The 26,611-nt window shown below is 71.0% G+C and carries 26 protein-coding genes; 4 read left to right on the top strand and 22 right to left on the bottom strand.

Annotated elements, in window-relative coordinates; all coding sequences use genetic code 11:
- Positions 1-3: 3 nt before the first annotated feature.
- The 12 genes from ACZ561_RS15930 to ACZ561_RS15985 all read right to left on the bottom strand — a co-directional run bounded on the left by ACZ561_RS15930 (position 4) and on the right by ACZ561_RS15985 (position 13,831).
- Positions 4-594, bottom strand: coding sequence for a Uma2 family endonuclease (locus ACZ561_RS15930; RefSeq protein WP_470994826.1), 591 nt, complete (start codon positions 592-594; stop codon positions 4-6).
- A 116-nt stretch (positions 595-710) separates the two neighbouring features.
- Entirely contained in the window at positions 711-1,988 is a 1,278-nt protein-coding gene (locus tag ACZ561_RS15935; protein WP_470994829.1) for a thymidine phosphorylase, read from the bottom strand.
- Positions 1,989-2,068: 80 nt separating this feature from the next.
- Positions 2,069-2,473, bottom strand: a complete 405-nt coding sequence (locus tag ACZ561_RS15940) for a cytidine deaminase (RefSeq protein WP_470994832.1) — start codon at positions 2,471-2,473, stop codon at positions 2,069-2,071.
- Positions 2,470-3,759: an ABC transporter permease gene (locus tag ACZ561_RS15945; RefSeq protein WP_470994834.1), complete on the bottom strand. Its 1,290-nt coding sequence runs from the start codon at positions 3,757-3,759 to the stop codon at positions 2,470-2,472. The genes ACZ561_RS15940 and ACZ561_RS15945 overlap by 4 nt, the downstream gene beginning before the upstream one ends.
- Entirely contained in the window at positions 3,756-4,868 is a 1,113-nt protein-coding gene (locus tag ACZ561_RS15950) for an ABC transporter permease (RefSeq protein WP_470994837.1), read from the bottom strand. Before ACZ561_RS15950 ends, ACZ561_RS15945 begins: the two co-directional genes overlap by 4 nt.
- On the bottom strand, positions 4,865-6,457 hold the full coding sequence (locus ACZ561_RS15955; protein WP_470995865.1) for an ABC transporter ATP-binding protein: 1,593 nt from the start codon (positions 6,455-6,457) through the stop codon (positions 4,865-4,867). Before ACZ561_RS15955 ends, ACZ561_RS15950 begins: the two co-directional genes overlap by 4 nt.
- Positions 6,458-6,653: 196 nt before the next feature.
- Positions 6,654-7,691, bottom strand: coding sequence for a BMP family lipoprotein (locus ACZ561_RS15960; protein WP_376432860.1), 1,038 nt, complete (start codon positions 7,689-7,691; stop codon positions 6,654-6,656).
- Between the two features lie 261 nt (positions 7,692-7,952).
- The gene (locus ACZ561_RS15965; protein WP_470994841.1) at positions 7,953-9,173 is read right to left on the bottom strand and encodes a M20 family metallopeptidase; all 1,221 of its coding nucleotides are present in this window, start codon (positions 9,171-9,173) and stop codon (positions 7,953-7,955) included.
- A gap of 116 nt (positions 9,174-9,289) precedes the next feature.
- Entirely contained in the window at positions 9,290-10,453 is a 1,164-nt protein-coding gene (locus tag ACZ561_RS15970) for a hypothetical protein (RefSeq protein WP_470994844.1), read from the bottom strand.
- Positions 10,450-11,343, bottom strand: a complete 894-nt coding sequence (locus ACZ561_RS15975; protein WP_470994847.1) for an N-acetylneuraminate synthase family protein — start codon at positions 11,341-11,343, stop codon at positions 10,450-10,452. Before ACZ561_RS15975 ends, ACZ561_RS15970 begins: the two co-directional genes overlap by 4 nt.
- A 14-nt stretch (positions 11,344-11,357) precedes the next feature.
- Positions 11,358-12,563: a cytidylyltransferase domain-containing protein gene (locus tag ACZ561_RS15980; protein ID WP_470994850.1), complete on the bottom strand. Its 1,206-nt coding sequence runs from the start codon at positions 12,561-12,563 to the stop codon at positions 11,358-11,360.
- Positions 12,563-13,831: a DUF6716 putative glycosyltransferase gene (locus tag ACZ561_RS15985; RefSeq protein WP_470994853.1), complete on the bottom strand. Its 1,269-nt coding sequence runs from the start codon at positions 13,829-13,831 to the stop codon at positions 12,563-12,565. Before ACZ561_RS15985 ends, ACZ561_RS15980 begins: the two co-directional genes overlap by 1 nt.
- A 187-nt stretch (positions 13,832-14,018) precedes the next feature.
- Here ACZ561_RS15985 and ACZ561_RS15990 point away from each other — a divergent pair, with 187 nt between their 5' ends.
- Both ACZ561_RS15990 and ACZ561_RS15995 read left to right on the top strand, forming a co-directional pair.
- On the top strand, positions 14,019-15,023 hold the full coding sequence (locus ACZ561_RS15990; RefSeq protein ID WP_470994856.1) for a glycosyltransferase family 2 protein: 1,005 nt from the start codon (positions 14,019-14,021) through the stop codon (positions 15,021-15,023).
- Positions 15,020-16,345: an alpha-2,8-polysialyltransferase family protein gene (locus ACZ561_RS15995; RefSeq protein ID WP_470994858.1), complete on the top strand. Its 1,326-nt coding sequence runs from the start codon at positions 15,020-15,022 to the stop codon at positions 16,343-16,345. The genes ACZ561_RS15990 and ACZ561_RS15995 overlap by 4 nt, the downstream gene beginning before the upstream one ends.
- Before the next feature lie 74 nt (positions 16,346-16,419).
- Here the strand turns inward: ACZ561_RS15995 and ACZ561_RS16000 are convergent, their stop codons facing one another.
- From ACZ561_RS16000 to ACZ561_RS16010, 3 genes are all read right to left on the bottom strand, one after another.
- Positions 16,420-17,241 (bottom strand): MerR family transcriptional regulator, encoded by an 822-nt coding sequence (locus ACZ561_RS16000; RefSeq protein WP_470994861.1) that lies wholly within the window; start codon positions 17,239-17,241, stop codon positions 16,420-16,422.
- A gap of 59 nt (positions 17,242-17,300) precedes the next feature.
- Positions 17,301-17,957: a leucine efflux protein LeuE gene (gene leuE / locus ACZ561_RS16005; RefSeq protein ID WP_470994864.1), complete on the bottom strand. Its 657-nt coding sequence runs from the start codon at positions 17,955-17,957 to the stop codon at positions 17,301-17,303.
- Between the two features lie 81 nt (positions 17,958-18,038).
- On the bottom strand, positions 18,039-19,619 hold the full coding sequence (locus ACZ561_RS16010; protein ID WP_470994867.1) for an acyl-CoA mutase large subunit family protein: 1,581 nt from the start codon (positions 19,617-19,619) through the stop codon (positions 18,039-18,041).
- A gap of 227 nt (positions 19,620-19,846) precedes the next feature.
- On the opposite strand from ACZ561_RS16010, the gene ACZ561_RS16015 reads away from it, so the two are divergent.
- A complete protein-coding gene (locus tag ACZ561_RS16015; protein ID WP_470994869.1) occupies positions 19,847-20,689 on the top strand; it encodes a L,D-transpeptidase family protein in 843 nt (280 codons plus the stop codon).
- 154 nt (positions 20,690-20,843) lie between these two features.
- On the opposite strand, the gene ACZ561_RS16020 is transcribed toward ACZ561_RS16015, so the two are convergent.
- From ACZ561_RS16020 to ACZ561_RS16045, 6 genes are all read right to left on the bottom strand, one after another.
- Positions 20,844-21,911: a hypothetical protein gene (locus tag ACZ561_RS16020; RefSeq protein WP_470994872.1), complete on the bottom strand. Its 1,068-nt coding sequence runs from the start codon at positions 21,909-21,911 to the stop codon at positions 20,844-20,846.
- Positions 21,911-22,576, bottom strand: a complete 666-nt coding sequence (locus tag ACZ561_RS16025) for an RNA polymerase sigma factor (protein WP_470995868.1) — start codon at positions 22,574-22,576, stop codon at positions 21,911-21,913. Before ACZ561_RS16025 ends, ACZ561_RS16020 begins: the two co-directional genes overlap by 1 nt.
- A 300-nt stretch (positions 22,577-22,876) precedes the next feature.
- Complete coding sequence (locus tag ACZ561_RS16030; RefSeq protein WP_470994875.1) at positions 22,877-23,110, bottom strand: hypothetical protein; 234 nt, start codon at positions 23,108-23,110, stop codon at positions 22,877-22,879.
- A complete protein-coding gene (locus tag ACZ561_RS16035; RefSeq protein ID WP_470994877.1) occupies positions 23,107-23,685 on the bottom strand; it encodes an RNA polymerase sigma factor in 579 nt (192 codons plus the stop codon). The genes ACZ561_RS16030 and ACZ561_RS16035 overlap by 4 nt, the downstream gene beginning before the upstream one ends.
- Before the next feature lie 117 nt (positions 23,686-23,802).
- Positions 23,803-24,243 carry a hypothetical protein gene (locus ACZ561_RS16040; protein ID WP_470994880.1) on the bottom strand — a complete coding sequence of 147 codons (441 nt, stop codon included), beginning with the start codon at positions 24,241-24,243 and terminating at the stop codon, positions 23,803-23,805.
- An 86-nt stretch (positions 24,244-24,329) separates the two neighbouring features.
- Positions 24,330-25,019 carry a hypothetical protein gene (locus tag ACZ561_RS16045; protein ID WP_470994883.1) on the bottom strand — a complete coding sequence of 230 codons (690 nt, stop codon included), beginning with the start codon at positions 25,017-25,019 and terminating at the stop codon, positions 24,330-24,332.
- A gap of 75 nt (positions 25,020-25,094) precedes the next feature.
- Between ACZ561_RS16045 and ACZ561_RS16050 the strand changes: the two genes are divergently transcribed.
- Positions 25,095-25,829, top strand: coding sequence for a Clp protease N-terminal domain-containing protein (locus ACZ561_RS16050; RefSeq protein ID WP_470994886.1), 735 nt, complete (start codon positions 25,095-25,097; stop codon positions 25,827-25,829).
- Positions 25,830-26,028: 199 nt separating this feature from the next.
- Here ACZ561_RS16050 and ACZ561_RS16055 read toward each other — a convergent pair whose 3' ends face one another.
- On the bottom strand, positions 26,029-26,577 hold the full coding sequence (locus ACZ561_RS16055) for a hypothetical protein (protein WP_470994889.1): 549 nt from the start codon (positions 26,575-26,577) through the stop codon (positions 26,029-26,031).
- Positions 26,578-26,611: the final 34 nt, after the last annotated feature.

A 26,611-nucleotide genomic window follows, 5' to 3' on the forward strand; every position in this document is an offset into this window, starting at 1 on the left:
CGGCTAGTCGATGGGGAACAGGCCGGTGTCGATCACGAGGTCGAAGGGGGCGGGAAGGTGAAGGTTCTCGCCGAATTCGACGGAGGCCAGTACGCGGTACAGGCTGTTCTTCGGCTCCCCGTAGAGCGTTGCCGTGGCCTTGCCCGAGTGCCAGCGGTCCACGAGCAGATAGAGCGGGACGCCTGCGGTGGCATAGCCGTGCAGCTTGTGGATCCGATCGTGGTTCGCGTTGTTCCGGGACGTCACTTCGACCACGAGACGGGACTCCCCTGCCGCCACGTGACCGCTGGCGTTCCGGGGCGCGGATTTGGGAATGACCGCGATGTCAGGCACGTACAGGCCGAGTCGCTCGGGGATGGTGACACCGACGGACTGATAGACGCCCCAGTCCCGGGGGATGACGGAGTAGAGCAGTCGCTGTACCTCGTCGACGGTGTCGCTGTGCTCCCACGACGGGGTAGGCGCCACGGTGATGATCCCCCTGATGATCTCCACCCGGCAGCCCTCAGGGGTGCCCGTCTCCTCCCGGATCCGGACAAGCTCGTCCCAGCCTTCGCCCAGAGAGGGCTCGGGCTCGACGGCGAGTGCGCTCATGGTGTGCTCCTCGATCGGTCGTCACCGATCCCAGCATGCCGAACGGGACCGGCGGAGGTCCACCGGTCCCGTTCACGCGAAAGCGCCATCGGCACATGCCAATGACGATCAAATGATCAGGCGATGCGGTCCAGGACGATCGGGTTCGGGGTGAACGCCGTGCCCTCCGGGGCGATGTCCCAGGCGCCGTCCAGGGACTTCAGGGCGTAGTCGAACTTCTCCGGGGTGTCCGTGTGCAGGGTCACCAGCGGCTGGCCCGCCGTGACCGTGTCGCCCGGCTTGGCGTGGAGCTCGACGCCGGCGCCGGCCTGGACCGGGTCCTCCTTGCGGGCGCGGCCGGCGCCGAGACGCCAGGCCGCGATGCCGATGTCGTACGCGTCGAGACGGGTGAGCACACCCGACGACGGAGCCGTGACGACCTGCTTCTCGCGGGCCACCGGAAGAGCCGCGTCCGGGTCGCCGCCCTGGGCCGCGATCATGCGACGCCAGACGTCCATCGCCGAGCCGTCCGCCAGCGCCTTCGCCGGGTCCGCGTCCTTGATCCCGGCCGCGTCGAGCATCTCGCGCGCCAGCGCGATCGTCAGCTCGACGACGTCCGCCGGGCCGCCGCCCGCCAGGACCTCGACGGACTCGCGGATCTCCAGGGCGTTGCCGGCCGTGAGGCCGAGCGGGGTGGACATGTCGGTGAGCAGGGCGACCGTCTTCACGCCGCTGTCCGTACCGAGGCCGACCATCGTGTGGGCCAGCTCCTGCGCGTCCGCGAGGTTCTTCATGAAGGCGCCGGTGCCGACCTTGACGTCCAGGACGAGCGAACCGGTGCCCTCGGCGATCTTCTTCGACATGATCGAGGAGGCGATCAGCGGGATCGCCTCGACCGTGCCCGTCACGTCGCGCAGGGCGTAGAGCTTCTTGTCGGCGGGGGCGAGTCCGTCGCCCGCCGCGCAGATGACCGCACCGGTCGTGTCGAGGACGTGCAGCATCTCCTCGTTGGAGAGCAGCGCGCGCCAGCCCGGAATGGCCTCCAGCTTGTCGAGCGTGCCACCGGTGTGACCGAGGCCCCGGCCCGACAGCTGCGGCACGGCCGCGCCGCAGGCGGCGACGAGCGGGGCGAGCGGAAGGGTGATCTTGTCCCCGACGCCACCGGTGGAGTGCTTGTCGGAGGTCGGGCGGGAGAGGGACGAGAAGTCCATGCGCTCGCCACTGGCGATCATCGCCGCGGTCCAGCGCGCGATCTCGCCGCGATTCATGCCGTTGAGCAGGATCGCCATGGCCAGGGCCGACATCTGCTCGTCCGCGACCTCGCCGCGGGTGTAGGCGTCGATGACCCAGTCGATCTGCTCGGGGCTCAGCTCACCCTTGTCCCGCTTGGTGCGGATGACGGAGATGACGTCCATGTGGTGCCTCTTTCTACGCGCATAGAGGGGGAAAGGAGGAGCGGCCCTTCCCATCGTGCCGGAAGGGCCGCTCCGAGGTCCTACTTGGCGAGGTGGTCGGGTCCGAACGCCTGCGGCAGCATCTCCGCCAGCGTCAGGAGCCCCTCCGGGGTCTCCAGCACGAGCTCGGGGCCGCCGAACTCGTACAGCAGCTGCCGGCACCGTCCGCACGGCACCAGCGGGCCGCCCAGGCCGTCCACGCAGACGAAGTGGGTCAGCCGGCCGCCGCCGGTCGCCTGGAGCTGCGAGACGAGCCCGCACTCCGCGCACAGCCCGAGGCCGTACGAGGCGTTCTCCACGTTGCAGCCGGAGACCACCCGCCCGTCGTCGACGAGCGCGGCGGCGCCGACCGGGTAGCCCGAGTACGGGGCGTACGCCCGGGACATGGCATCCCGCGCGACCTCCCGGAGGGCCTCCCAGTCCGGCGCCTGGGCGCTGGACGTCACTTGCCCTCGCCCTTGCGGTAGCGCATGCCGTCCGCCTTGGGCATCCGCAGACGCTGCGCCGACAGCGACAGCACCAGCAGCGTGACCACGTACGGCGTGGCGCTGACGAACTCGACCGGGACCGTCTCCGTGCCGAGGTACCAGATGAAGACGCCGACACCGATGACGGTGGCGATCGAGGAGGTGATCCAGCGCTTCTTGTACGCCTTCCACGCGGCGATCGCCACGAGGACGGCGAACAGCAGCAGGAGCAGCGCGTGCACGGACTCGCCGCCGCTGCGCAGCTGGAGCGCGTCGGCGAAGCCGAACAGGCCCGCGCCCATCGCCAGGCCGCCCGGCCGCCAGTTGCCGAAGATCATCGCCGCGAGGCCGATGTAGCCGCGGCCACCGGTCTGGCCCTCGTTGTAGATGTGCGAGGTGACCAGCGACAGGAACGCGCCACCGAGACCGGCGAGACCGCCGGAGACGATCACGGCGATGTACTTGTACTTGTAGACGTTGACGCCGAGGGACTCGGCGGCGATCGGGTTCTCACCGCAGGAGCGCAGGCGCAGACCGAACGCGGTCTTCCACAGCACGAAGAACGTACCGATCACCAGCAGGACGGCGATGATCGTGACCACCGAGAGGTCAGTGACCAGACCGCCGAGGATGCCGGCGATGTCCGAGATCAGGAACCAGTGGTGCTTCTCGATGTCGGCCAGCCAGTCGGACAGCCCCGGGATCGTGACCGAGGTGATCTCCTCGGCCGGCGGGGACTGCTTGGGGCTGCCGCCCTTCGCCGCCGCCTCGCCGCTGTTGAACCACAGCTTGGCGAAGTAGGTGGTGAAGCCGACCGCGAGGATGTTGATCGCGATACCGGAGATGATGTGGTCGACGCCGAAGGTGACGGTGGCGACCGCGTGCAGCAGACCGCCGACCATGCCGCCCAGGATGCCGGCCAGGATGCCGAGCCACGGGCTGGTCTGCCAGCCGGCCCAGGCACCGAAGAAGGTGCCGAGGATCATCATGCCCTCGAGGCCGATGTTGACCACGCCCGCGCGCTCGGCCCACAGACCGCCGAGACCGGCGAGACCGATCGGCACGGCGAGCGAGAGCGCGGCGCCGATCTGGCCGGCCGAGGTGAGGTCCTGCGCGCCGGTGATGGCCCGGACGGCGGAGAGGGCGATGAGCCCGCCCGCGACGATCAGCAGGATCCAGGGGAGCGAGAGGCGGGTGCGGCCGCCCTTGCCGCCGGCCGCCTTGGGAGCGGCGGGCGGCGGGGTGGAAGTCGCCGTGGCGGTCACGCCGACACCTCCGTCGTGTTGTTGGAACGGGCCTGGGCCGCGAGCTTCTCGCCGACCTGACGCTGCTGGCGCTTGAGGCCGTAGCGGCGGACGACCTCGTAGGCGATGACGACGCAGAGGACGATGACGCCCTGCATGACGCCGACGATCTCCCGGTCGTACTCCTCGAGCTCGAGCCTCTGGGAGCCGCGGTCAAGGAAGCCCCAGAGGATCGCGGCGAGCGCGATGCCGATCGGGTGGTTGCGGCCCAGCAGGGCGATGGCGATACCGGTGAAACCGATGCCGACGGGGAAGTCGCCGCCGAACTCGTGCGAGTCGTTGAGGAGCGTCGGCATACCGATCAGGCCGGCCATGCCGCCGGAGATCAGCATGGAGGTGACGACCATCTTCTTCACGTTGACACCGCTGGCAGCGGCGGCCGTGTCGGACTGGCCGACGGTGCGCAGGTCGAAGCCGAAGCGGGTGCGGGAGAGCGTGAACCAGTAGGCGACGCCCGCGACGGCCGCGACGACGACGAAGCCGATGATCGGCTCCGGCGTGGTCGGGAAGTCGAAGAAGTGCGAGGACTCCGGCAGCGGGGTCGTCGCGACCTTCGTACCGGCCTCGTCCAGGTGGCCGAGGCGGCCGGGCTGCAGCAGGTAGCCGATGATCGCGGTCGCGATGAAGTTCAGCATGATCGTCGAGACGACCTCGCTGACGCCCCGCGTGGTCTTGAGGACACCGGCGATGCCCGCCCACATGGCACCGACGATCATCGCGGTGATGATGATCAGCGGGATCTGGACGATGCCCGGCAGGGTCAGCGCCCCGCCGACGGCGGCGGCGAAGAAGGCCGCGAGACGGTACTGGCCGTCGACACCGATGTTGAACAGGTTCATGCGGAAGCCGATGGCCACCGCGATGCCCGCCAGGTAGTACGTCGTCGCCTTGTTGATGATGTAGACCTGGCTGTCCGACTTGATGCCGTAGTCGAACATGATGCCGAAGGCGCTGAACGGCTCCTTGCCGGTGGCCGCGAGCACCAGGGCGGTGATCAGGAAGGCGGCGACGATCGCGAGCAGCGGTGCCGCGATGCCGAGGAGCAGCCGCTCCTTGTCGAACTTCTTCATCGGGCCTCGTCCTCCGGGCCGTCGGTGCCCTCAGGGCTCTCAGGGTGCTCAAGGTGGCCGGCGGCGGCGCCGGTCATGGCCGAGCCCAACTCCTCCGGGGTGATGGTCGCCGGGTCGGCGTCCGCGACGAGCCTGCCGCGGTACATCACGCGCAGGGTGTCGGAGAGGCCGATCAGCTCGTCCAGGTCGGCGGAGATCAGCAGGACCGCCAGGCCCTCGCGGCGAGCCGCACGGATCTGGTCCCAGATCTGCGCCTGCGCGCCGACGTCCACGCCCCGGGTGGGGTGCGCGGCGATCAGCAGCTTGGGGTCGTGGCTCATCTCGCGGCCGACGATCAGCTTCTGCTGGTTTCCGCCGGAGAGGGAGGCCGCGGTGACCTCGATGCCGGGGGTACGGACGTCGTACTCGCGGACGATCCGCTCGGTGTCCTTGCGGGCGGCCTTGAGGTCGAGGATGGCGCCCTTGGAGTTGGGCTTCTCGGTGACGTGGCCGAGGATGCGGTTCTCCCAGAGGGGGGCCTCCAGGAGCAGACCGTGCCGGTGGCGGTCCTCGGGGATGCAGCCGATGCCGTCCTCGCGACGCTTGCGCGTCGGAGCGGCGGAGATGTCCGCGCCGTCGAGGGTCACGACACCCCGGTCGGCGTTGCGCATGCCCATGATCGTGTCGACGAGCTCGGACTGGCCGTTGCCCTCGACGCCGGCGATGCCGAGCACCTCGCCCTTGTGGATGGTGAAGGTGATGCCGCCGAGGACCGCGCGGACCACGCCGTCGGGGTCGACGGCGCTCAGCGACAGGTCCTGGACCGTCAGCATCGGCACGTCCGTGACCGTCGACTCGCGGGTCTCCGGCGAGGGCAGCTCGGCGCCGACCATCAGCTCGGCGAGCTGCTTGGTGGTGGTGTGCTTCGGGTCGGCGGTGCCGACCGTGGTGCCGCGCCGGATGACGGTGATCTCGTCGGCGACCGACAGAACCTCGCCCAGCTTGTGCGAGATGAAGATGACCGTGAGGCCCTCGGCCTTGAGCTCGCGCAGGTTGTCGAAGAGCGCGTCGACCTCCTGCGGGACGAGCACGGCGGTCGGCTCGTCGAGAATCAGAGTGCGGGCGCCGCGGTAGAGGACCTTGAGGATCTCCACGCGCTGACGGTCGGCCACACCGAGGTCCTCCATGAGGGCGTTCGGGCGGACGCCGAGGCCGTACGCGTCGGAGATCTCCTTGATCTTGGCGCGGGCCTTGTCGCCGATGCCGTACAGCTTCTCGGAGCCGAGGACGACGTTCTCGAGGACGGTGAGGTTGTCCGCGAGCATGAAGTGCTGGTGCACCATGCCGACACCGCGGGCGATGGCGTCTCCGGGGTTGTGGAACGTCACCAGCTCGCCGTCGACCGTGATGGTGCCCTCGTCCGGCTTCTGCATGCCGTAGAGGATCTTCATCAGGGTGGACTTGCCCGCGCCGTTCTCGCCCACGAGGGCGTGCACGGTGCCGCGGCGCACGGTGATGTCGATGTCGTGGTTGGCCACGACTCCGGGGAAACGCTTGGTGATGCCGCGGAGTTCTACGGCGTTGGGACTGCTGGGGCTGGAGGCTTTGATGACGCACTCTCCTAGGCAGGGAGCGTGAGGAGGGGAAGAGGCCGGTGCGCAGGCGCTGTCGGTGGCGAAAAATACCCTGTACGGCGCACGCTACGCGCGTAGCTTTTGGAAAATCGTTCAACTGCCCACGGGCAGACGTGTGAAGGGGGCCCGGAGTGTCGGCCGAAGCCACCCTCCGGGCCCCCTCCGACGTACGTCAGAGGGTCGTGTTGACCTTGATCTGACCGTCGATGATCTTCTTCTTGGCCTCGTCCAGCTTGGCCTGGATGTCGGCGAGGTGGCCACCGGTGGTGGTCAGCGAGACACCGTTCTCGGCCAGCGAGTAGACGTGCGTGCCGGTCGCCGGCTTACCGTCCTGGACGGACTTGATGAGCTCGAAGACACCGGTGTCGACGTTCTTGACCATCGAGGTCAGGATCGAGCCGGCGTACTTGGACAGGGCCGGGTCCTTGGCCTGGTCCGAGTCGACACCGATCGCCCAGGTGCCCGGCTTGGCGGCGACGGCCTCGATGGCACCGGCACCGGAGCCGCCCGCGGCGGCGTAGATGACGTCGATGCCCTTGTCGAGCATGCCCTTGGCGGCGGCCTTGCCCTTGTCCGGGGCACCGAAGCCGGAGAAGTCCGTACCGGTGGACAGGTACTGGATCGTGACCGAGGCGTCCGGGTTGGTGTCCTTGACGCCCTGCTGGAAGCCGGCGGCGAACTTCTTGATCAGCGGGGTGTCGACGCCACCGATGAAGCCGATCTTGCCGTCCTTGGACTTGAGGGCGGCCGCGACACCGGCGAGGTACGAGCCCTGCTCCTCGGTGAAGACGATCGAGTCGACGTTCTTCACGTCGGAGACCGAGTCGACCAGGCCGAAGGTGGTCTTCGGGAACTTCGCGGCGACCTGGTCGATGGCGTCCTTGTAGGCGAAGCCGACACCGATGACGGGGTTGAAGCCACCCTCGGCGAGGGACGTGAGGCGCTGCTCGCGGTCGGCCGGGGTCTCACCGGTCTTGGCGGTGAGCTCCTTGGTCTCGACACCGAGGTCGGCCTTGGCCTTGTCGAGGCCACGAGCGGCGGAGTCGTTGAACGAGTTGTCGCCACGGCCGCCGACGTCGTAGGCCATGCCGACCTTGATGGTGCCCGAGTCGGAACCGGACTCGGTGGACGACTCACCACAAGCGGTGGCGGTGAGAGCGAGGGCCGCGGTCACTGCGGACGCGGAAACGATCTTGGATACCCGGCGCAAGAGGAGGGTCCCTTCGAGACTGACCGAAAGCGCCTCTTCCGGCGCTGGTTTCGCGTGGATCGTAACGCGCGTAGATGTCAGTTAAAGACCCGTTCATGAGTCGTTATCGGATCGTCGCGAACGAGCCAAGGGAACGATCGGGACCGGCCGAGTCGGCACGACCGGTTATACACCTCGGGACGTCACGCGGAGCGGTGGTATCGCGACACTCCGCGCCGAGTTGGTCCGAACGGCGGAGGGGCGCGGGCGCCCCCTCCGTCGTCAGTGCGTCGGGGTTCCGTCGATCAGGGCGGCGGCCGTGAAGAGCTCGACGCCCACCGCGATGGCCCGCTCGTCCACGTCGAAGTCGCCCGCGTGGAGGTCACGGCGTGTCGTGTCGCCCGGGGTGCGGGTGCCGAGGCGCGCCATGGCGCCCGGGACGTGCTCCAGGTACCAGGAGAAGTCCTCGCCGCCGAGACTCTGCTCGGTGTCCTCGATCGCATACGGTCCGCGGCGGGCGGTCATCGCGTCACGGAGCAGTTCGGTGATGACCGGGTCGTTGACGACCGGGGGGACGCCTCGGACGTAGTTGATCGTCGACTTGGCGCGATGGAGCGTGGCGATCTCGTCGATCGCCGCGTGCACCAGGTCGGGAGCCTCGCGCCAGCTGGGCAGGTCGAGGCAGCGGACCGTGCCGGAGAGCTCGGCGTGCTGCGGGATGACGTTGCAGGCGTGGCCGGCCTCGATACGGCCCCAGGTGACCGCGAGCCCGGAACGGGCGTCCACCCTGCGTGCCAGCAGGGCCGGGACGTCGGTGGCGATCCGGGCGGCGGCGGTGACCAGGTCGGTGGTGAGGTGCGGGCGGGCCGTGTGGCCGCCGGGGCCGTCGAGGGTGACCTCGAGACGGTCGCAGGCGGAGGTGATGGGGCCGGGGCGCAGCCCGATCCGGCCGGCGTCCACCTTCGGGTCGCAGTGGACGGCGATGATCCGGCCGACCCCGTCCAGGACCCCGGACTCGATGGTGTCGGCGGCGCCGCCGGGCAGCACTTCCTCGGCGGGCTGGAAGATCAGCCGCACGGCCTGGGGCAGCAGCCCCTGCCGGTCGAGCTCGGCGAGCACGAGCCCCGCGCCGAGGACGGCGGTGGTGTGGACGTCGTGGCCACATGCGTGGGCGCGGTTGGGCACGGTGGAGCGGTACGAGACGGTCTTGACGTCCGGGATGGGCAGCGCGTCGATGTCGGCGCGAATGGCCAGCATGGGACGTCCTCTGTCCCAGGTGCCGATGTCACAGATGAGCCCGGTACCGGTGGCCAGCACCTGAGGCGCGAGTCCGGCCGCCTCCAGGCGGGCCTTGAGCGCAGCGGTGGTACGGAACTCCTGGTTGCCGAGCTCGGGGTGCATGTGCAAGTCCCTGCGGAACACGATCAGTTCGGTGCGCAGGGGTTCGGACAGCGTTCCGGGCAGAGCGACGGAGCCGGGCTCACGGGACTTCAACTGGTTCACCTTTTGAAGGGTAGGCCCCTTCAGAGATCAACTGCCCGTTGATCACGAAAACTTCAGCCCGTTAGGGGAAAGAAAGTGGGTTCACGAGGCATGACGAGCACCCCTTGTGGGTAAGCTCACCCGAATTCGAACCGTTCCGCCGCAGGGGTGGCGCGCGCCGTGAGTCGGTCCACCTCGAAGGCCGCCGTGCCCGCGACTCCCGCCAGGAAGCCCTGGGCGCGGGGGGAGACGTTTGCCTTGAGCCACTCCGGGGCGATCTCGCAGACCGCCACCTTCACGCCCGTGCCCGCGAGGGCCAGGGGCAGGGTGTGGACGACCGTCGAGGGGAAGCTGACCACCGTGCGGCCGATCGGGCCGCGTCGGGCGATCAGTTCCAGGGGGAGATCGGGCCGGACGATCTCCAGGCCGGTCTCCACCGCGATCCGGTGCAGCTTCTCCGCGCTCTCGCGGCGGTGTGCGAAGTAGCGGGTGGCGCCGTGGGTGGCGGCGAGGTCGGTGACGGCCCGCGTGTACTGGTCGGCGTCGACGACTCCCGTCTCGACCAGCGAGGTCCCGACCAGGTCCGAGCCCCGCGTCAGACGGGGCGGGCCGAAGCGGGCCCGGGTCCAGGCGAAGGTGTTCGGTGTGACGGTGGTGCCCGGCGGCGGTTCGACGGGGAGCGAGGTGAAGATCTCGACCGCACGGCGACGCGTCGGGGCCAGCTTGCGCCGGGCCGCGGCCGAGACCGGGGCGAGCACGAGTTCGCGCGGGCTCCGGCTGCTGCCGCGTCGGTGCCAGCGCACCAGCCGCTCGCCACGGGCCAGTTGGGCGGCGTACTCCATGGTGGCGGTGCCGTCGTCGACGACGGTCAGCTGCTTCGGGGCGAAGAGGGTGAGCAGCAGCTGGACGTAGCGGGAGAAGGGGTCCCCGACGATCACCCGCTCCGCCGCCCGCAGCAGCGGGGCGAGGTCCCGCAGCGTACGGGCGAGCGAGCCGCGGCCGGCGCGGGCCTCCTGCCAGCGGACGGTGAACCCGTCGTCGCGGGCCAGCTGGGCCATCCGGCGCAGCTGGCCGCGCGACATGGGGTCGGTCGGCGAGAGGACGACGAGGGTGAGGCCGGCCACGGCCTCCCCACCCCCCGTTGCGGGCATTCGTTCCGCCGGCGCGGAACGAATGCCCTCGGCTCCGGGAGGGGGAAGGCCGGGATCGCTGGGGTCCGTGGCGGTGGACCGGGCGTGTGCCCACTCCAGGACGTTCAGGAGCTGGACCGGGCTCTCGACGAACGCCAGCTGGCCGGTCATGCGGCGACGAGCCCCTGGACCCGGCGGAGCTTCTTCATCGGGCCGAGCTCCGACTCGTAGACCTTCTTGATGCCGTCACCGAGCGCGGTCTCGATGGTGCGGATGTCGCGGACCAGGCGCTGCAGGCCCTGCGGCTCGACGGACGCGGCCTGGTCGGAGCCCCACATGGCGCGGTCGAGGGTGATGTGGCGCTCGACGAAGGTGGCGCCGAGCGCGACGGCGGCCAGCGTGGTCTGGAGGCCGGTCTCGTGGCCGGAGTAGCCGATCGGGACGTTCGGGTACTCCTCCTTCAGCGTGTTGATCACGCGGAGGTTGAGCTCCTCGGCCTTCGCCGGGTACGTGGACGTGGCGTGGCAGAGCAGGATGTTGTCCGAGCCGAGGACCTCGACCGCGTGGCGGATCTGCTTCGGGGTGGACATGCCCGTCGACAGGATGACCGTGCGGCCGGTGTCGCGCAGGGCGCGCAGCAGCTCGTCATCGGTGAGGGAGGCGGAGGCGACCTTGTGGGCCGGCACGTCGAACTTCTCCAGGAAGGCGACGGCCTCGGTGTCCCACGGGGAGGCGAACCAGTCGATGCCGCGCTTCCTGCAGTGCTCGTCGATGGCGCGGTACTCGTCCTCGCCGAACTCCACGCGGTGGCGGTAGTCGATGTACGTCATGCGGCCCCAGGGGGTGTCGCGCTCGATGTCCCACTGGTCGCGCGGGGTGCAGATCTCCGGCGTGCGCTTCTGGAACTTCACGGCGTCGCAGCCGGCGTCGGCGGCGACGTCGATGAGCGCGATGGCGTTCTCGAGCTCGCCGTTGTGGTTGATGCCGATCTCGCCGGTGACGTAGACGGCGTGGCCCGGGCCGGCGGTCTTGCTGCCGAAGGTACGAGTGCGCGTGTTCATATTCTTGCCGTTCCTTACGAGTTGGGGGTGTCGAGCTCGGGTCCGAGAAGCCAGGCCGCGATCTCGCGGACGGCTCCGGAGCCACCGGGGGTGAGGGTCACCGCACGGGCGGCGGCCCGTACGGAGTCGTGCGCGCTCGCCACCGCGACGGGCCAGCCGACGAGGTGGAAGCACGGGAGGTCGTTGACGTCGTTGCCGGCGTAGAGGACGCGCTGCGGGTCGATGCCCTGTTCCTCGCACCACTGCTTGAGGGCGAGGTCCTTGCGGTCGATGCCGTGCAGGACGGGAATCTTGAGCTTGCGGGCGCGGGCGGCGACGACGGCGTTCTGCTCGGTGGAGAGGATCAGGACCGGCATTCCGGCGCGGCGCAGGGCGGCGATGCCGAGGCCGTCGCCGCGGTGCGCGGAGACGAACTCGTGGCCCTCGGAGTCGAGATGGACCCGGTCGTCGGTCTGGGTGCCGTCGAAGTCGAGGACGACGGCGTCGATCTCGTCGAAGCGCGGGGACACGGGGGTGTCGAGCAGCGGCGCGAGCGCGCGGGCGCGGGCGAGGTCGTGGGGGTCGTCGATCTCCAGGACCCGGGCGGGGTCGGTGACGACGAGGGCGGTGTGGCCGAAGAAGCGGTGCCCGTGGGTACGGAAGCCCTCGGCGGTCATCGCGTAGACGGCGCCCGTCTCCAGGTACTCGGCCTCGCGGTCCTGCCTTCGGGGGCGGTGCGCCTTGTCGTGGTTCACGCCGTGGGCGCCCTCCGAGCCGCCGGTGCCCGCGCCCGCGCTGCCTGCGCGCCACAGGAAGCCGTGGGTCGGGGCCGCGGTGAAGGCGGTGTCGGCGCCGCCGGTGGTGATCTTCTCGGCGGTGCCGTCGACCTCTTCCGACGTGAGGAAGGGGCTGGTGCACTGGACGAGGAGGACCACGTCGACACGGCGGCCGTGGGTGGCCTCGAAGGCGTCCATCGCGTGCAGGACGGCCGATTCACTGGTGGCCGTGTCGCCGGCGATGGCTGCCGGTCGGTGGACCGCCTCCGCGCCGGCCGCGCGGGCGGCGGCCGCGATCGCCGCGTCGTCCGTGGAGACGAGGACGTCGGTGACCAGTCGGGCGCCGAGGCAGGCGCGGACCGCGCGGGAGACCAGCGGGAGGCCTGCCACCGGGGCGAGGTTCTTGGCGGGGACGCCCTTGGAGCCGCCCCGCGCCGGGATGACGGCAAGCACGGTCGTGGTCATCAGAGTTCTCCAAGGCGGCGGATGACGGGGGCCACGCGCTGGACGCCGTGGCGGTACGCGCCCCGCGCCGCCTCCCGGACGATCCGGCGCAGCCCGCTGGCGCGGGGTTCCGGCGCGGTCACGTCGAGGCGGTGGCGGGCGAGGATCCCGGGCAGGTAGCCGGGGGCCGTCTCCGCTGTGTAGTAGGGGGTGATGGGGGGCAGCGCGGGTCCGGCGAGCAGTGCGGCGACCCGGTCACGGGACGCGTCGAAGGCCTTCTCGTACGAACCCCCGGCGGCGACGCCCTGCCGCGAGAGCCATTCCTCGTCCGCCTCCGGGCGCACGTCCGTGTCGAGCCGGTCGAAGGAGGTCAGCAGTCCCGAGCCGATGAAGTGGTGGTTGCCGAGGACTTCGCGCACGCCCATGTCGGTGAGGATCGCCGTGGGGATCCGTCGGTGGAGCGCTTCGAGCGCGGCCGTCGAGGAGACCGTGACCAGCAGGTCGGTGCGGTCCAGGACCTCACCCATGTGCCCGTACACCAGGCGGAAGTTGGACGGGGTGTCCAGATCGCGCACCAGCCTCTGGTACGGCAGCTCCTCCAGGTGGGTGGTGTGCTCGCCGGGCTTGGAGCGGAGCTTGAGCAGGACCTCGCGACCCGGGTGCAGCCTGGCGTGTTCGACGAGCCTGCGGAGCAGGTACGTACGGTCGGCGCGGGTCACCGGCACGGAGGGCTGGGCGGCGAAGACGAGGGTGTCCCGGCCCGCCTCGGGGGCGTAGGGCGCGCCGCCGAGGAACGGCAGCGCGGCCTCCACCACCGAGGAGGCGTCGGCGCCCACTCCTTCGTACACGGCGCGGAAACGTTCGGCGTCGTGGCGGGAGTTGGCGAGGACGACGTCCGCGCCGTGGCGCAGGAGCAGTCCGTCGGCGAGCTTCTCGTAGACGACGCCGACATAGCCGGTGACGATCACCGGGCGTCGTTCCAGGCCCAGATCGGCGATCCCCTGGAGGACCGCGCGGACCGTGCCGCCGACGAGGGAGAGCACGACGAGGTCGTACGCCCCGTCCTTCACCTCGCGGAGGAACTCCGCGCCCGTCACCTCGCGCGGGGGCGTCGTGGACACCCCGGTCTCGGCGAGTTGGCGCGCGGTGGGCGTGGCCCGGCCGCGCAGGACGAAACCGGTGGGCTCGGCGGCCGTGATGCGGCGTGCGGTGAGCGCGCCCCATTTCCACCGGGTGTCGGAGTCGGCGAGTACGGCGACGCGTACCGCTTCTTTGGTACTTGCTGGCACGTCGAGGACGCTAGAGAGGCATTCCGTTTCCCGGCCCAACTGGGCCACAACAAACGGTGAACAGAGCCCTTCCCGCTTCTGAAAATGGGCGGGATCGGGGGCGGTTAAGGCGCCCGCCTCTTTGTGTTCACCGAACATCTCTCTGTCGGTCAGAACGAATGCCGGGGCGGCGCCTAGCGTCGGCCGGGTGGTCAAGCTCTCCGTCGTCGTGCCGTTCTACAACGTGCAGACATATGCCCCCGACACCCTCACAAGCCTGCGCGCGAACGCCCGTGAGGACTTCGAGTTCCTTCTTGTCGACGACTGTTCGACGGACGCGACCCCGGAGCTCCTCGAACGGGCTGTACGCGAGGTTCCGGGGGCGGTCCTCATCAGACACGCGCAGAACGAGGGGCTTGCCACCGCGCGCAACACCGGACTCGACGCGGCCCGTGGACGGTACCTCGCCTTCCTCGACGGGGACGACTGGCTCGCGCCCGGCCATTTCGCCCGGCTGGTGACGGCCATGGACGAGCTGGAGTGCGACTTCCTCCGTACCGACCATGTGGTGTGCACGGGGCGGAACCGCTCGGTCCGCCGGTCCCCCGTCGGGCGGCGCGGCGAGGTGCTGCGCCCGCGCGACGCGATCCTGCCCGCGGACCGGACGACGTCGGTGGACTATCCGTACGCCTGGGCGGGGATGTACCACCGGCGCCTGCTCGACCGCGGGCTGCTGCACTTCACGCCCGGGCTGCGGACGGCGGAGGACCGTCCGTGGATCTGGAAGCTGCACAGGGAGGCGGATTCCTTCGCCGCCGTCAGCACACTGGGGATCTTCTACCGGCGCGGGGTGCCCACCTCGCTCACCCAGATAGGAGATGTACGGCAGCTGGATTTCATCCGCGCTTTCGACCAGGTGATCGAAGAAACGGCGAAGGATGTGGACGCGGAACAGCTTCTCCCGAAGGCTGTCCGTACCTATTGCGCTCTTATTTCGCACCACATTTCGTCGGTCGAACGATTCGAACCGGCCGTGGCGAAGAAATTGCGTTCGATGAGCGCGGCCGCCCTGCGCCGTATGCCGCAGGACGTGCTCGGTGACGCACTGGGCTCGATGGACGAGCAACGGGCGGCCGTGCTGCGCAAGCTGCGCCGCCGCCGCGTGGGCGTGAGCTCGCTGCCCGCCCCCTCGGCCTCGGAGGCAGCCGCGTGAGAACCACTCAGATCTTCTACGCCTCGACGCTCTACGGCGCGACGACGCTGGCCGCCGCCCTGGACAGCGGCTGCTTCGGCCCTGCCGACCGGCGTCTGCTGCTGGTCGGCAACAACGCGGCGGTGCCGGAGACGACGCCGGCGCTGGACGAGATGCCCGGCTTCGAGCGGCTGCGCGGCCGGTTCGACGGCGTGCTGTCGTGGAACGAGGCGATCTCCCCGCTCCACCCCTCCGGCTGGACGCCGCGGGCGGACGACCTGCCGATGCTGGAGCGCCATCTGCGGCTGCTGTGGGAGCTCGGCGACGACCGGGTCGAACTGGCCGTGGAGTCGGTGCAGGTCGCGCCGGCCCTGACGATCGCCCGGCTGTTCTCCGAGGCTCCGCTCGATGTGTACGCCGACGGGCTGATGAGCTACGGCCCGACCCGCAACAAGATCGACCCGCTGGTCGGCGAGCGGGTGCGCCGGCTGCTCCATCTCGACCTGGTGCCCGGGCTCGCGCCGCTGCTGCTCGCGGAGTTCGGGGCGACGGCCGTGGTGGTACCGACGGAGGCCTTCACGAAGGTGGTCGCGGAGCTGGCGGATCCGCCGGGTCCCGGCCCGGAGGAGGAGGGTCCCGCACTGCTGCTCGGCCAGTATCTGGCGGCGCTCTCCCTGCTCACTCCGGCCGAGGAGGAGGAGCTGCACGTACGCATGGTGCGCGGCGCGATCGCGCGCGGCCACCGTCGGCTCGTCTTCAAGCCGCACCCGACGGCGCCGGACGCCTGGACGCGGAGGCTGGCCGCGGAGGCGGCGGCGCTCGGTGCCGAACTGACCGTGCTCGACCGGCCGGTCCTCGCGGAGGTGGTGTACCGGGAGCTGCGGCCCGCGCTGGTGGTCGGCTGTTTCTCGACGGCTCTGATGACGGCGCAGGCGTTCTACTGGATCCCGGTGGCCCGGGTCGGCACCCGGACGGTTCTGGACCGGCTGACCCCGTACCAGAACAGCAACCGCGTGCCGCTCACCCTCGTCGACGCGCTCGTCCCGGACCTGGAGGGCGACACGCCCGACGAGCGGCTGGAGCACAAGGGGCTGGACGACGAGGGGCTGGCGGGTCTGGTCGCGGCGGTCGGGTTCGCGATGCAGCCCAAGGTCCGTGTGGATCTGCGGGGTGCGGCGGCGCGTCATCTGTCGGGTCCGCTCGCCGAGCGGACCCGGCACTACTTCACGCGCCGCCGGCTCACCGTCCTGGGTCTTCCGGGCGGCCTCCCGGTCCCGCGTCACCCGCAGGTCCGCCGGCTGGCCCGCCGCGCGCTGCGTCTGAAGCGGGCCCTCGCGAAGTGACGGAGGGGGGTGGGGCCCGGGCCCCACCCCCCCCTCCGTACCGCCAGGCGCAGAACCGCCAGGCGCCAGAACCGCTAGGCGCGGACGACCGGCTCCTGGAGCTCCGTCACCCACTTCGCCCTGTCGTCCGGGCACTCCAGATACAGCTCCCTGGCATAGCCCGCCGAGCGGTAGCCGTGGGCGTCGATCCAGGTGGCCAGGGTCTGGACGGTCGGCAGGAGGTCTTCCATCGGACCCCGGTGGACGACCGTGGCCGCCTCCTCCAGGCCCGGCAGCACGACGATGTCGACGCCGTCCGGCGCGGTCCCGGCCGGGATCGTCATCCCCGCGTGCACGACGATCGAGCCGTCGCCGCGGCCGGCGTCCTCGTAGTACGCGATCCCGGGACCGAACCCGGTCACGCCCGCGGCCTCCAGGGTCGCGCACAGCCGCTCGTACAGCGGCTGGATGACCGGGCCGATCTCGCCGGTGCCGAACCCGGCGGCCTCCCCGCTCAGCTCGGCGAGCCGCACCGGCGGAACCTTCTTGATCACGACGTCCTGCGTGGACATGTGTCCCTCGCTCTCGATGGCCCGGAGCCGCGCGCCGACCTGTGCCAGCCGTCCCGCCGCCTCCGCCAGGGCCGTCTCCAGCTCGGCCTGGCGCAGCCGCAACATGCCGCGCAGCTCCTCCGCGCCGAGCTGCTCGTCGAGGATCGACCCCACCTGTTCGAGGGTGAAGCCGAGCTCCTTGAGCGCGATGACGCGGTTGAGGCGGGCCAGCTGGCCGGCCTCGTAGAAGCGGTAGCCGCTGTGCGGGTCGACATGGGCCGGGCGCAGCAGTCCGATGGCGTCGTAGTGGCGCAGCATCCGGACCGACACCCGCCCGTGCCGGGCGAAGTCTCCGATGATGAACATGACGTCTCCTACGGAACGGCCTCACACGGTGTCAGGGTCAAGGCGGTGCCGCCGAGGGGTCAGGCGGTGCTGCCGAGGGACAGCTTGGCCGCGAAGCCGAGGAAGAGAGCGCCCGCCGCCGAGGTCGCCCCGGCCGAGAGCCGCCTGCGCCGCCGGAACGCGGAGGCGAGCCGCGTCCCGCCGAATATCAGCATCGTCAGGTAGAGGAAGCTGCCGAGCTCGAGGAGCGTGCCGAGCACCAGGAAGGGGAGGGCCGGGTAGGCGTATCCGGGGTCCACGAACTGCACGAAGAAGGAGATCAGGAAGAGGATCGCCTTCGGGTTGAAGAGGCTGATGATCAGCGCGCGGCGGTACGGGTTCTCCCCGGGTGCGGCCGCAGCCGCCTCGGGCTCCTCGGCCGTCAGCTCGCCGCGGGTGCGCCACATGCTCCACGCGGCCCGCAGCATGCCGATCGCCATCCAGGTCAGATAGCCCGCGCCCGCGTACTTCACGATCATGAAGAGCAGGGGCGTGGTCTGGAGCAGCGAGGCCGCGCCGAGTGCGGCCAGCGTCATCAGGACGGCGTCGCCGGTGAAGACGCCTGCGGCGGCCTTGTATCCGGTCCGGGTGCCCTTGCGGGCGGCGACGGACAGCACGTACAGCGAGTTCGGCCCCGGCAGCAGGATGATGAGGGCGAGGCCCGCGAGATAGGTCGGCAGATCGGTGACTCCCAGCATGAAACGGAGTCTCGCACGTGGGTACGACAGTCCGCCTTCATGCTTCGCGATGCGGAATCGCCTGGCGCGAAGCGGAATCGCCTAGAACGCGTCGGACGGCGTGTACGTGCCCCAGACCTCCCGCAGCGCGTTGCACACCTCGCCGACGGTGGCCCGCGCCTTGAGCGCGGCTTTCATCGGGTACAGGACGTTGTCCGTTCCCTCGGCCGCCTTCTTCAGCCCGGCGAGCGCCGCGTCCACGGCCGCCCGGTCTCGTTCGGAGCGCAGCGTGGCCAGCCGCTCGGCCTGCTGGGCCTCGATCGCCGGGTCGACGCGCAGCGGCTCGTAGGGCTCCTCGACGTCGACCGTGAAGCGGTTGACACCGACGACCACCCGCTCGCCGCTGTCCGTCTCCTGCGCGATCCGGTAGGCGGAGCGTTCGATCTCGTTCTTCTGGAAGCCGCGCTCGATCGCGTTGACCGCGCCGCCCATGTCCTCGACCTTCCGCATGAGCTCCAGCGCGGCGGCCTCGACGTCGTCCGTCATCTTCTCGACGACGTACGAGCCGGCGAACGGGTCGACGGTGGCGGTGACGTCCGTCTCGTACGCGAGTACCTGCTGCGTCCGCAGCGCCAGGCGCGCGGACTTGTCCGTGGGCAGGGCGATGGCCTCGTCGAAGGAGTTGGTGTGCAGGGACTGTGTGCCGCCGAGGACGGCGGCGAGGCCCTGGACGGCGACGCGCACCAGGTTGACCTCGGGCTGCTGGGCGGTGAGCTGCACACCGGCGGTCTGGGTGTGGAAGCGGAGCATCAGCGACTTGGGGTTCTCCGCGCCGAACTCCTCCTTCATCACCCGCGCCCAGATCCGGCGGGCGGCCCGGAACTTGGCGACCTCCTCCAGGATCGTCGTACGGGCCACGAAGAAGAAGGAGAGGCGGGGCGCGAAGTCGTCCACGTCCATGCCGGCGGCGACGGCGGTACGGACGTACTCGATGCCGTCGGCGAGGGTGAACGCGATCTCCTGCGCGGGGGAGGCGCCGGCCTCGGCCATGTGGTAGCCGGAGATCGAGATGGTGTTCCACTTCGGGATCTCGGCCCTGCAGTACTTGAAGATGTCCGCGATCAGCCGCAGCGAGGGCTTGGGCGGGAAGATGTACGTGCCGCGGGCGATGTACTCCTTGAGCACGTCGTTCTGGATGGTGCCCGTCAGCTTGTCCGCCGGGACGCCCTGCTCCTCGCCGACGAGTTGGTAGAGGAGCAGCAGCAGGGCGCCGGGGGCGTTGATGGTCATCGACGTGGAGACCTTGTCCAGCGGGATCCCGTCGAACAGCACCCGCATGTCGTCGATCGAGTCGATGGCCACGCCGACCTTGCCGACCTCGCCGTGCGCGATCGGTGCGTCCGAGTCGTGGCCCATCTGGGTCGGCAGGTCGAAGGCGACGGACAGGCCCGTCGTGCCGTTGGCGATGAGCTGCTTGTAGCGGGCGTTGGACTCGACGGCGGTGCCGAAGCCGGCGTACTGGCGCATGGTCCAGGGACGGCCGGTGTACATCGACGGGTACACACCGCGCGTGAAGGGGTACGAGCCCGGCTCGCCGAGCTTCTCGGCGGGTGCCCATCCGTCCAGGGCGTCCGGTCCGTAGACCGGCTCGATGGGGAGACCCGACTCCGACTCGCGCGCCATCTGCTGTGCCTCCCGGTAGACCTGCTCCGCGGTATCGACCCTCGCGGCGGACTGTAGCGGCGGCCCCGCGACGTGTGGAGCGCCGCACGCCGGGACCTTCCTCACAAGCATCCTCCGTACTTGCGGCAGGTGCGCAACCAAGCGGGCATGGGAAGCATCCAATAGGTACACAGACACATTCCGGGGGGCTTCCGATGCGCCGTTCGTCCGTCATACCCAGAGCACTCTTGGCCGTGGCCGCCGTGGCACTCGCCACCAGCTGTACGGCCCAGGCGGCCGGCGGCGGGGGCACGTCGCCGTCGACGACCGCCGCTCCGTCGGCCTCGTCCTCGGCGCCGGCCCCGACCTCGCCGACGGCCGAGCCGAGCGGTACGCCGACGACGGACGACAAGCCGTCCACCACGCCCAGCTCCTCCCCCACCTCCACGCAGCCGGCCGTCAAGGTCCTGATGAAGGACGGGGACGAGAACGCGAAGGTGCGCGAGTTGCAGGCCCGGCTGCGCCAGGTCGGCTACTTCGACCGCGCGCCCACCGGCTTCTTCGGCACGATGACGGGCGGCGCGGTCAAGGCCTTCCAGAAGAAGCGGGGGCTGCCGCAGACGGGCTCGGTCGACGAGACCACCTGGGAGCGGCTGCTGGGGATGACGCACAAGCCGACGGCGGACGAGCTCAAGCCGTCCACCACCAACAAGCTGGACAAGCCGGACGCGCGCTGCATGACCGGCCGTGTGCTGTGCATCAGCAAGGAGAGCCGGACGCTGGCCTGGATGATCGACGGCAAGGTCGTCTCGTCGATGGACGTCCGCTTCGGCTCGGAGAACACCCCGACCCGCGAGGGCACGTTCCAGGTCGACCGCAAGGTCCGCCAGGACTGGTCGAAGCTGTACCACACGCCGATGCCGTACTCGATGTACTTCAGCCGTGGCCAGGCCGTGCACTACTCGTCGGACTTCGCGGCCCGCGGCTACAACGGGGCCTCGCACGGCTGCGTCAACGTCCGGGACAAGACGAAGCTCGCGGCGCTCTTCGACCAGGTGAAGGTCGGCGACAAGGTCGTCGTCCACTGGTAGGGACGCGGGAGGAGAAAGGGCGCGGGTGGGACCGGGGGAACGTGTCCCACCCGCGCCGGGTGCGCGGAGCCGAAGGTACGGGGGGAACCCCGGCTCTCTGCGCGGCCGATGACCAGTCGGCTCACTCAGTACTGCGCCGACGGGCCGAAAAGTGTTACGCCAGGTCCCGGGAGCGGTCGGAACGATCGCCGCGACCGGTGTTCCGGCCGCCGTCGCGGTGGTTCCCACGGCTGTCGTCACGGTCGTCGACGCGATGGTCTCCCCGGCCCTTGCCGCGGTTCTCGTGGCGGCCCTTGCCGCCGGTGCGGGAGGGGGCTCCCGCTCGCTCGCCCTCTCCGGAGGAGCCGTCGTCGCCCTTGCCGTCGCCCTTGCCGCCCGAGGAGTCGGTGGACGGCTCCCTGGTGGCGCCGCCCGTGGCGCCACCGGCCAGGACGCGGTCGCAGTAGCGCCGCACCGTCTCGCCCGTACGGACGGAGTCCGTGAGCCTGCGGTGGGCGCTGTCGTCGAGGCGCCCGGCACGGTAGTCCTGGCACGCCTTGACGATCTTGGCGGAGAGACTGTCCCGGTCCCGGTCCGCGGGGTCCGTGGTCTTCCCCGGCTCGGGGGTGCCGTCGTTCCCGCCCGAGCTGCCCGTACCGCCGGCGCCGGGCGTCGCCGGGGGCGGGGAGAGCGAGGGGGACGCGTCCGGCGTCGGTTCCTCTCCCGAGGGCGGCGTCGACGGCGTGGCCGTACCGAAGCCCTCGTCCGGGGAGTCGACCGGCTCGGGTATCTCCACGGCCGAGACGGAGCCGGCCGGAGCCGGCCGGTCCCGGTCGTCGAAGGGCAGGATGCCCGTACCGGACGCGACGGCGACCCCGCCGACGGCGACGGCGGCGACCGCGGCGGCCAGTCCGTACCGCAGCGAGCGTCCCCACTGCCGGGCGGCGGGCACCCGCCCGAGCCGTACTCCGCCGAGCTCGGTGGCGCCGGGCGCGAAGACGGCCGGGGCCGTGGCGAGGGAGCGCTCGGCGGTGGCCTTGCGGAAGGCGGCCAGGGCGGCCTCCTCCCCGGGGAGTTCGGCGTCCGCCGGTACGGCGAGGGGCAGGAACCGGGCCGCTGCGAGGGCCTCGGCGAGACGCTCGACCTGCTCACGGGCGTGATCGCCCACGGCGTCGACCGGCTCGCCGCGGAGCAGCCGCTCCGCGGCCTCCTGGTCGAGCCACTGGTACCGCTCGTCGGCCATCACATGTCCTTCTGCGTCCGCGCACGCGATTGCGTCACACCACCGGGGGCCGACGCCCCCGGTCTGCGACCGCGCTGCGGCGGTACACCCCCGAGCGGGGTTCCGCTTCCGTCGCCCTCGGCGTGGAGGAGTTCGGCGAGGCGCTTGAGGCCTCGGTGCGCGGCGGTCCGTACCGCGCCGGGGCGCTTCCCCAGGGTGTCGGCGGCGCTCTTGGCGTCCAGGCCGACGACGACCCGCAGGACGACGGCCTCGGCCTGGTCCTGCGGCAATTGGGCGATCAGATTCATGGTGTGGCCGGTGGCCAGTGCTTCCAGAGCCTCGTCCGCGGTGTCGGAGTCGGCGGGCTTGTCGGTGAGTTCGGTCTCGTCTCCGGTCGCGGCGGGGCGTCTGCCCCGCATCCGGATGTGGTCCAGGGCGCGGTTGCGGGCGATACGGGCCGCCCAGCCCCGGAACCGGTCCGCGTCGCCGCTGAAGCGGTCGAGGTCGCGCGCGATCTGGAGCCAGGACTCCGAGGCGACGTCCTCGGTGTCGGTGTCACCGACGAGCGTGCGTATGTAGCCCAGGAGCCGGGGATGCACGGCGCGGTACACAGTACGGAAGGCGTCCTCGTCCCCGTTCTGCGCAGCGAGCACCGCGGCCGTCAGCTCCGCGTCGTCCCCCAGCAATCCCCACACCTGTTCGTCATCGCGGCTGGTCGTCACCGCAGCACCAGCCGGCGCGCATCAGCACGCTACGTCCTTCCCCGTCGCCACGTCCATGTTCGTCCGGTCTTTGTACAACCTGCAACCTTCTAGGGGTGCAGGACGGTGTGACAGAAAACGCATCCATGGCGCTGTAGGGAGTACGGGGCCGTGCTGCGGCTCCGGCGGACGGCGACCGGGGCCTCTCCTGTGGGGGGTGGCGGCCCCGGTCGTCCTCCTTTTCGCCCATTTTTCAGGGCTTTTGACCCTTCGTCTGCGGGCGGTTCACCTCCGGGGGAGGCCGACGCGCTGCGGCAGGGAACCGCACCACCGTCCGCGTACCGGCAGCACCGATCGCCAGTCGTCCCGCCGTCTGGTGCGGCGCGCCGCGTACCCCTCGGTCTCCCGCGCCGCGCGGAACGCTTCGCGCGCCCTGGCCTCGCCCGCGTCGGCACCGTCCTGTTCGCCCCGCAGCGCCGCGCCCAGCGCAGCGGCCAGCGGGTCCGGTTCGCGTGTCATGTCCCATCCTTCCGCCGTCGCGGCGGCTCCACGGCGGCGAGCAGTCCCGCCAGTCTCCTCAGACCCCGGTGGCCCGCGGTGCGGACCGCCCCGGGTCGTTTGCCCAGGACGCGTGCCGTCGCCGGCCCGTCCAGGCCGACGACGACCCTGAGCAGCACGGCCTCGGCCTGATCGCGCGGCAGGCTGCGGACGAGGGCGAGCACCTGCTCCGTCGACAGCCTCTCCAGGGCGGCGGCCGCCGTGTCGTGACCGCCGGGCAGTTCCAGTACGTCCTGTTCGAGCAAGGACGTGCGGGGCCGCCGGCTCTGGCGGCGCAGATGGTCGAGCGCCCGGTTGCGGGCGATCGCCGCGGTCCAGCCGCGGAATCCCGCCCCGTCGCCGCGGAACCGTCCCAGGTCCCGGGCGATCTCCAGCCAGGCCTCCGATGCGACGTCCTCGGCGTCCTCGCCGACCAGGCCGCGTACGTACCCGAGCAGTCCGGGGTGCACCAGACGATAGGCCTCGGCGAAGGCGTCTTCGTCCCCGCGCTGCGCGCGCTCGACAAGGATCCCCAGTTCCGCGTCGTACGCGCCCACGCTTCCCTCTTCGTGCCGACTCGGCACCGCACACCGTGCCCATGTCCCCCCATGGGGCAGGGCGCGACGCGCCGTCCCCCTCCCTTCAGCGCGCGGGCCCGGAGAAACGTCACTGGTTCACAGGCAGCGCACAGGCGACCTGGTCCGCCCTTGCAGTAGCAGACAGAAGCGCTGTACGGATTCCTCCGGACCGGCCTCGAATCGGTTGACGACCTTTCCGAGCGGGCTCCAGGCCAGCCCGTCGGGCATCCGTATCCCGACGGGCTGGCGCAAGAGCTCCCGCTGCCCCTCGTCGACGTCGACCCACCGCGCACCGGCCCGGCGCACGATCACCTCGCCGGTGTACGCGCCGAGCTCCTGGAGGACACGGTCGACCCGGTCACGGTCGGGCCGGTCGCGGCGCAGCCCGTCGACGATCAGGTCGACCAGGCGGAGGCCGGCCACGGAGGAGTCGAGCGGGAGCCGGCTCCCGACCGTGAGCCGTTCGACATGGGTCACGTAGGCGCGGATTCCGTCGGCGGACGGCACGACGGGCGCGGGTTCGGATTCCCGGTACATGCCCAACCAAGCGACCTGTGGGGCGCACGTGTCACAGGTGACGGAGGTGGCGCTGGTCGCATCGCCGGGTCATGGGCTGCCCGCGGTCACACCGTCGGACCGGCCGCCGCTCCCTGCTCCTTCGGAGCGGCGAACCAGCGCCAGGAGGTGCGCCGTTCACGCCCGGGGAGTTCACCCCTGCCGGTGGCCCACAGCAGGGTCGGCCAGCGGTCCGTGTCCGTCGGGGCGTCGGGGAAGAGCCGGCCGAGCACCTGGCCGCAGAGGCCGGCCGGCGGGTGGAACGGGACGCCGAGGCCGGTGGCGATGTCATGGGTGTGGACGAGGGTCTCGACAATGCCCATGGCCGCGAAGCCCTCGGCGTCGGAGAGACCGAAGCAGTGGTACGCGCGCCGGTCCGCGGGAACGGTGCGGACCACGGCGGTCAGCATCGCGCCGCAGGACTCCAGTACGTGGAGCAGCCCGGTGGTCCCGGCCTTGGGGTCGGCGTACGTGACGTTGGCGGGGCCGCCCTCACGGCGCCGCTCCCAGAGGAAGGGCACCTCGGTGTCGAGCGCCGGTGCGTCGAGGCCGAGCTGGGCCGCGTAGGCGAAGAGGTCGTCGGCGAGGTGCTCGACGGTCTCCCAGCAGCTCCAGGTCAGGGCGCCGGCGGGGTGCTGCCAGTCGGCGGCGGTGGTCGTGACCGCGGCGCCGCGCAGGGTGGTGAGGGAGAGGCGGACGGCGTGCTGGAGGTCGTCGGCGGTGATGCCGGGTGCGGTGGGATCGCTCGTCGTCGTCATGGCGATCATCATGGCGCCCGTCGAACTGTCAACCGACGGTTGACACCCGGGGACTGTCAACCTAGGGTTGCCTCTATGACGAAACCAGTCGGCATGACCATCCCCGTCCGGCTCGACGACCTCATCGAAGCGATCAAGAAGACCAACACCGACGCGCTCGACCAGCTGTCGAACGCGGTGATCGCGGCGGACCATCTCGGCGACGTGGCCGACCATCTGATCGGACACTTCGTCGACCAGGCCCGGCGCTCCGGCGCCTCCTGGACCGACATCGGCAGGAGCATGGGCGTCACCCGCCAGGCGGCCCAGAAGCGCTTCGTCCCCAAGGACCCGGACGCGGAGAAGATGGACCCGAACGCGGGGTTCAGCCGCTTCACCCCCCGGGCCAGGAACGTCGTGGTCGCCTCCCAGAACGAGGCGACGGCCGCCGGAAACGCCGAGATCGGCACCGGGCACGTGGCCCTCGGCCTGCTCGCGGAGCCCGAGGGCATCGCGATGCACTGGATCACCGCGCAGGGCGTGACGCCGGAGGCGCTGCGCGCCGCGGTCACCCCGACGCTGCCCGCGGCGGCCGAGGAGGCACCCGCGCTCACCCCGTACGACGCGGCGGCGAAGAAGGTCCTGGAGCTGACCTTCCGCGAGGCGCTCCGGCTCGGCCACAACTACGTCGGCACGGAGCACATCCTGCTGGCGCTGCTGGAGTTCGAGGACGGCGACGGCGTCCTGACCGGCCTCGGCCTCGACAAGGCGCGGGCGGAAGCGGACATCGCGGCGGCGATCGACGAACTCGCGGTGAAGCCGGCGGAATGACGGCGGAGGAACGACGGCCGTGGCCGGGGCCCCGAAGGGCCCCGGCCACGTGTGCATACGAGACCTACCGGGCGGTGCGGGCCGGCTGAGGCGCTCCCGAACCGACATGGGCCCCGTTCGCCGTTCCGACGGACGCGGGCCGCCGTCGGCGGTCGGACAGCAGGGCGGTCACGGGCGGTGTCGCACCTCCCGGACGGCCTCAGGCCGTGCGGGCCCGGCGGGAGACGACGGCGCGGAGCACTCGGCCGCCCTCCGTGGAGAGCTCGCGGGCCCGGCGCAGTCCCGTCGGCCCGTGCGCGACCGATTCGAGGACGGTCTCCTGCCGGCGCAGCTCGCCCGCGAGGAGCGGCCCCGCGCCGGCGCCGTCCCCGGCCCGGCAGCGCTCGATCGACTCGTCGGTGACCTCGGCCGCGTCGTACCGGCCGTGCAGGGCCAGCGCGGTGACGGAGCATTCGGAGGCCCACTCGCGCAGCGGCTCCTCGGCCCACTCGGCGGGCGCGGCGTCCAGCATCTCCCGTACGAGCCCGGCCGCCGCCTCGCCCCCGGCGTCAGCGCCCAGTTCGACCCGGGCCTTGGCCATCGCCTCGCCCCAGGCCCCGCCGTCGCCGCGCGCGACCGCTGCCCAGACGGGCCGCAGCACCTCCCCGCCCTCGGGGGCGAGCAGCGGCAGACACCGGTCCAGACAGGCGAGTCCGGCGGCCGCCAGACTCCGCTCGTCGGCCCGGTCGATCAGTTCCAGCAGGCTCATGCATGCCTCCCGTTGCGGACGCAGTACTTCCCCT

The sequence above is a fragment of the Streptomyces sp. NPDC039609 genome, assembly GCF_055596705.1.

What these genes read in the sequence shown, in the direction of transcription:
- ACZ561_RS16000 (WP_470994861.1), bottom strand. Translation starts at nt 17,241, where the DNA reads ATGTTCATCATCGGAGACTTCGCCCGGCACGGGCGGGTGTCGGTCCGG.
- leuE (WP_470994864.1), bottom strand. Translation starts at nt 17,957, where the DNA reads ATGCTGGGAGTCACCGATCTGCCGACCTATCTCGCGGGCCTCGCCCTC.
- ACZ561_RS15975 (WP_470994847.1), bottom strand. Translation starts at nt 11,343, where the DNA reads ATGAACACGCGCACTCGTACCTTCGGCAGCAAGACCGCCGGCCCGGGC.
- ACZ561_RS15970 (WP_470994844.1), bottom strand. Translation starts at nt 10,453, where the DNA reads ATGACCGGCCAGCTGGCGTTCGTCGAGAGCCCGGTCCAGCTCCTGAAC.
- ACZ561_RS16010 (WP_470994867.1), bottom strand. Translation starts at nt 19,619, where the DNA reads ATGGCGCGCGAGTCGGAGTCGGGTCTCCCCATCGAGCCGGTCTACGGA.
- ACZ561_RS16030 (WP_470994875.1), bottom strand. Translation starts at nt 23,110, where the DNA reads ATGACACGCGAACCGGACCCGCTGGCCGCTGCGCTGGGCGCGGCGCTG.
- ACZ561_RS16050 (WP_470994886.1), top strand. Translation starts at nt 25,095, where the DNA reads ATGACGAAACCAGTCGGCATGACCATCCCCGTCCGGCTCGACGACCTC.
- ACZ561_RS15980 (WP_470994850.1), bottom strand. Translation starts at nt 12,563, where the DNA reads ATGACCACGACCGTGCTTGCCGTCATCCCGGCGCGGGGCGGCTCCAAG.
- ACZ561_RS15935 (WP_470994829.1), bottom strand. Translation starts at nt 1,988, where the DNA reads ATGGACGTCATCTCCGTCATCCGCACCAAGCGGGACAAGGGTGAGCTG.
- ACZ561_RS15930 (WP_470994826.1), bottom strand. Translation starts at nt 594, where the DNA reads ATGAGCGCACTCGCCGTCGAGCCCGAGCCCTCTCTGGGCGAAGGCTGG.
- ACZ561_RS15950 (WP_470994837.1), bottom strand. Translation starts at nt 4,868, where the DNA reads ATGAAGAAGTTCGACAAGGAGCGGCTGCTCCTCGGCATCGCGGCACCG.
- ACZ561_RS16040 (WP_470994880.1), bottom strand. Translation starts at nt 24,243, where the DNA reads ATGTACCGGGAATCCGAACCCGCGCCCGTCGTGCCGTCCGCCGACGGA.
- ACZ561_RS16045 (WP_470994883.1), bottom strand. Translation starts at nt 25,019, where the DNA reads ATGACGACGACGAGCGATCCCACCGCACCCGGCATCACCGCCGACGAC.
- ACZ561_RS16020 (WP_470994872.1), bottom strand. Translation starts at nt 21,911, where the DNA reads ATGGCCGACGAGCGGTACCAGTGGCTCGACCAGGAGGCCGCGGAGCGG.
- ACZ561_RS16055 (WP_470994889.1), bottom strand. Translation starts at nt 26,577, where the DNA reads ATGAGCCTGCTGGAACTGATCGACCGGGCCGACGAGCGGAGTCTGGCG.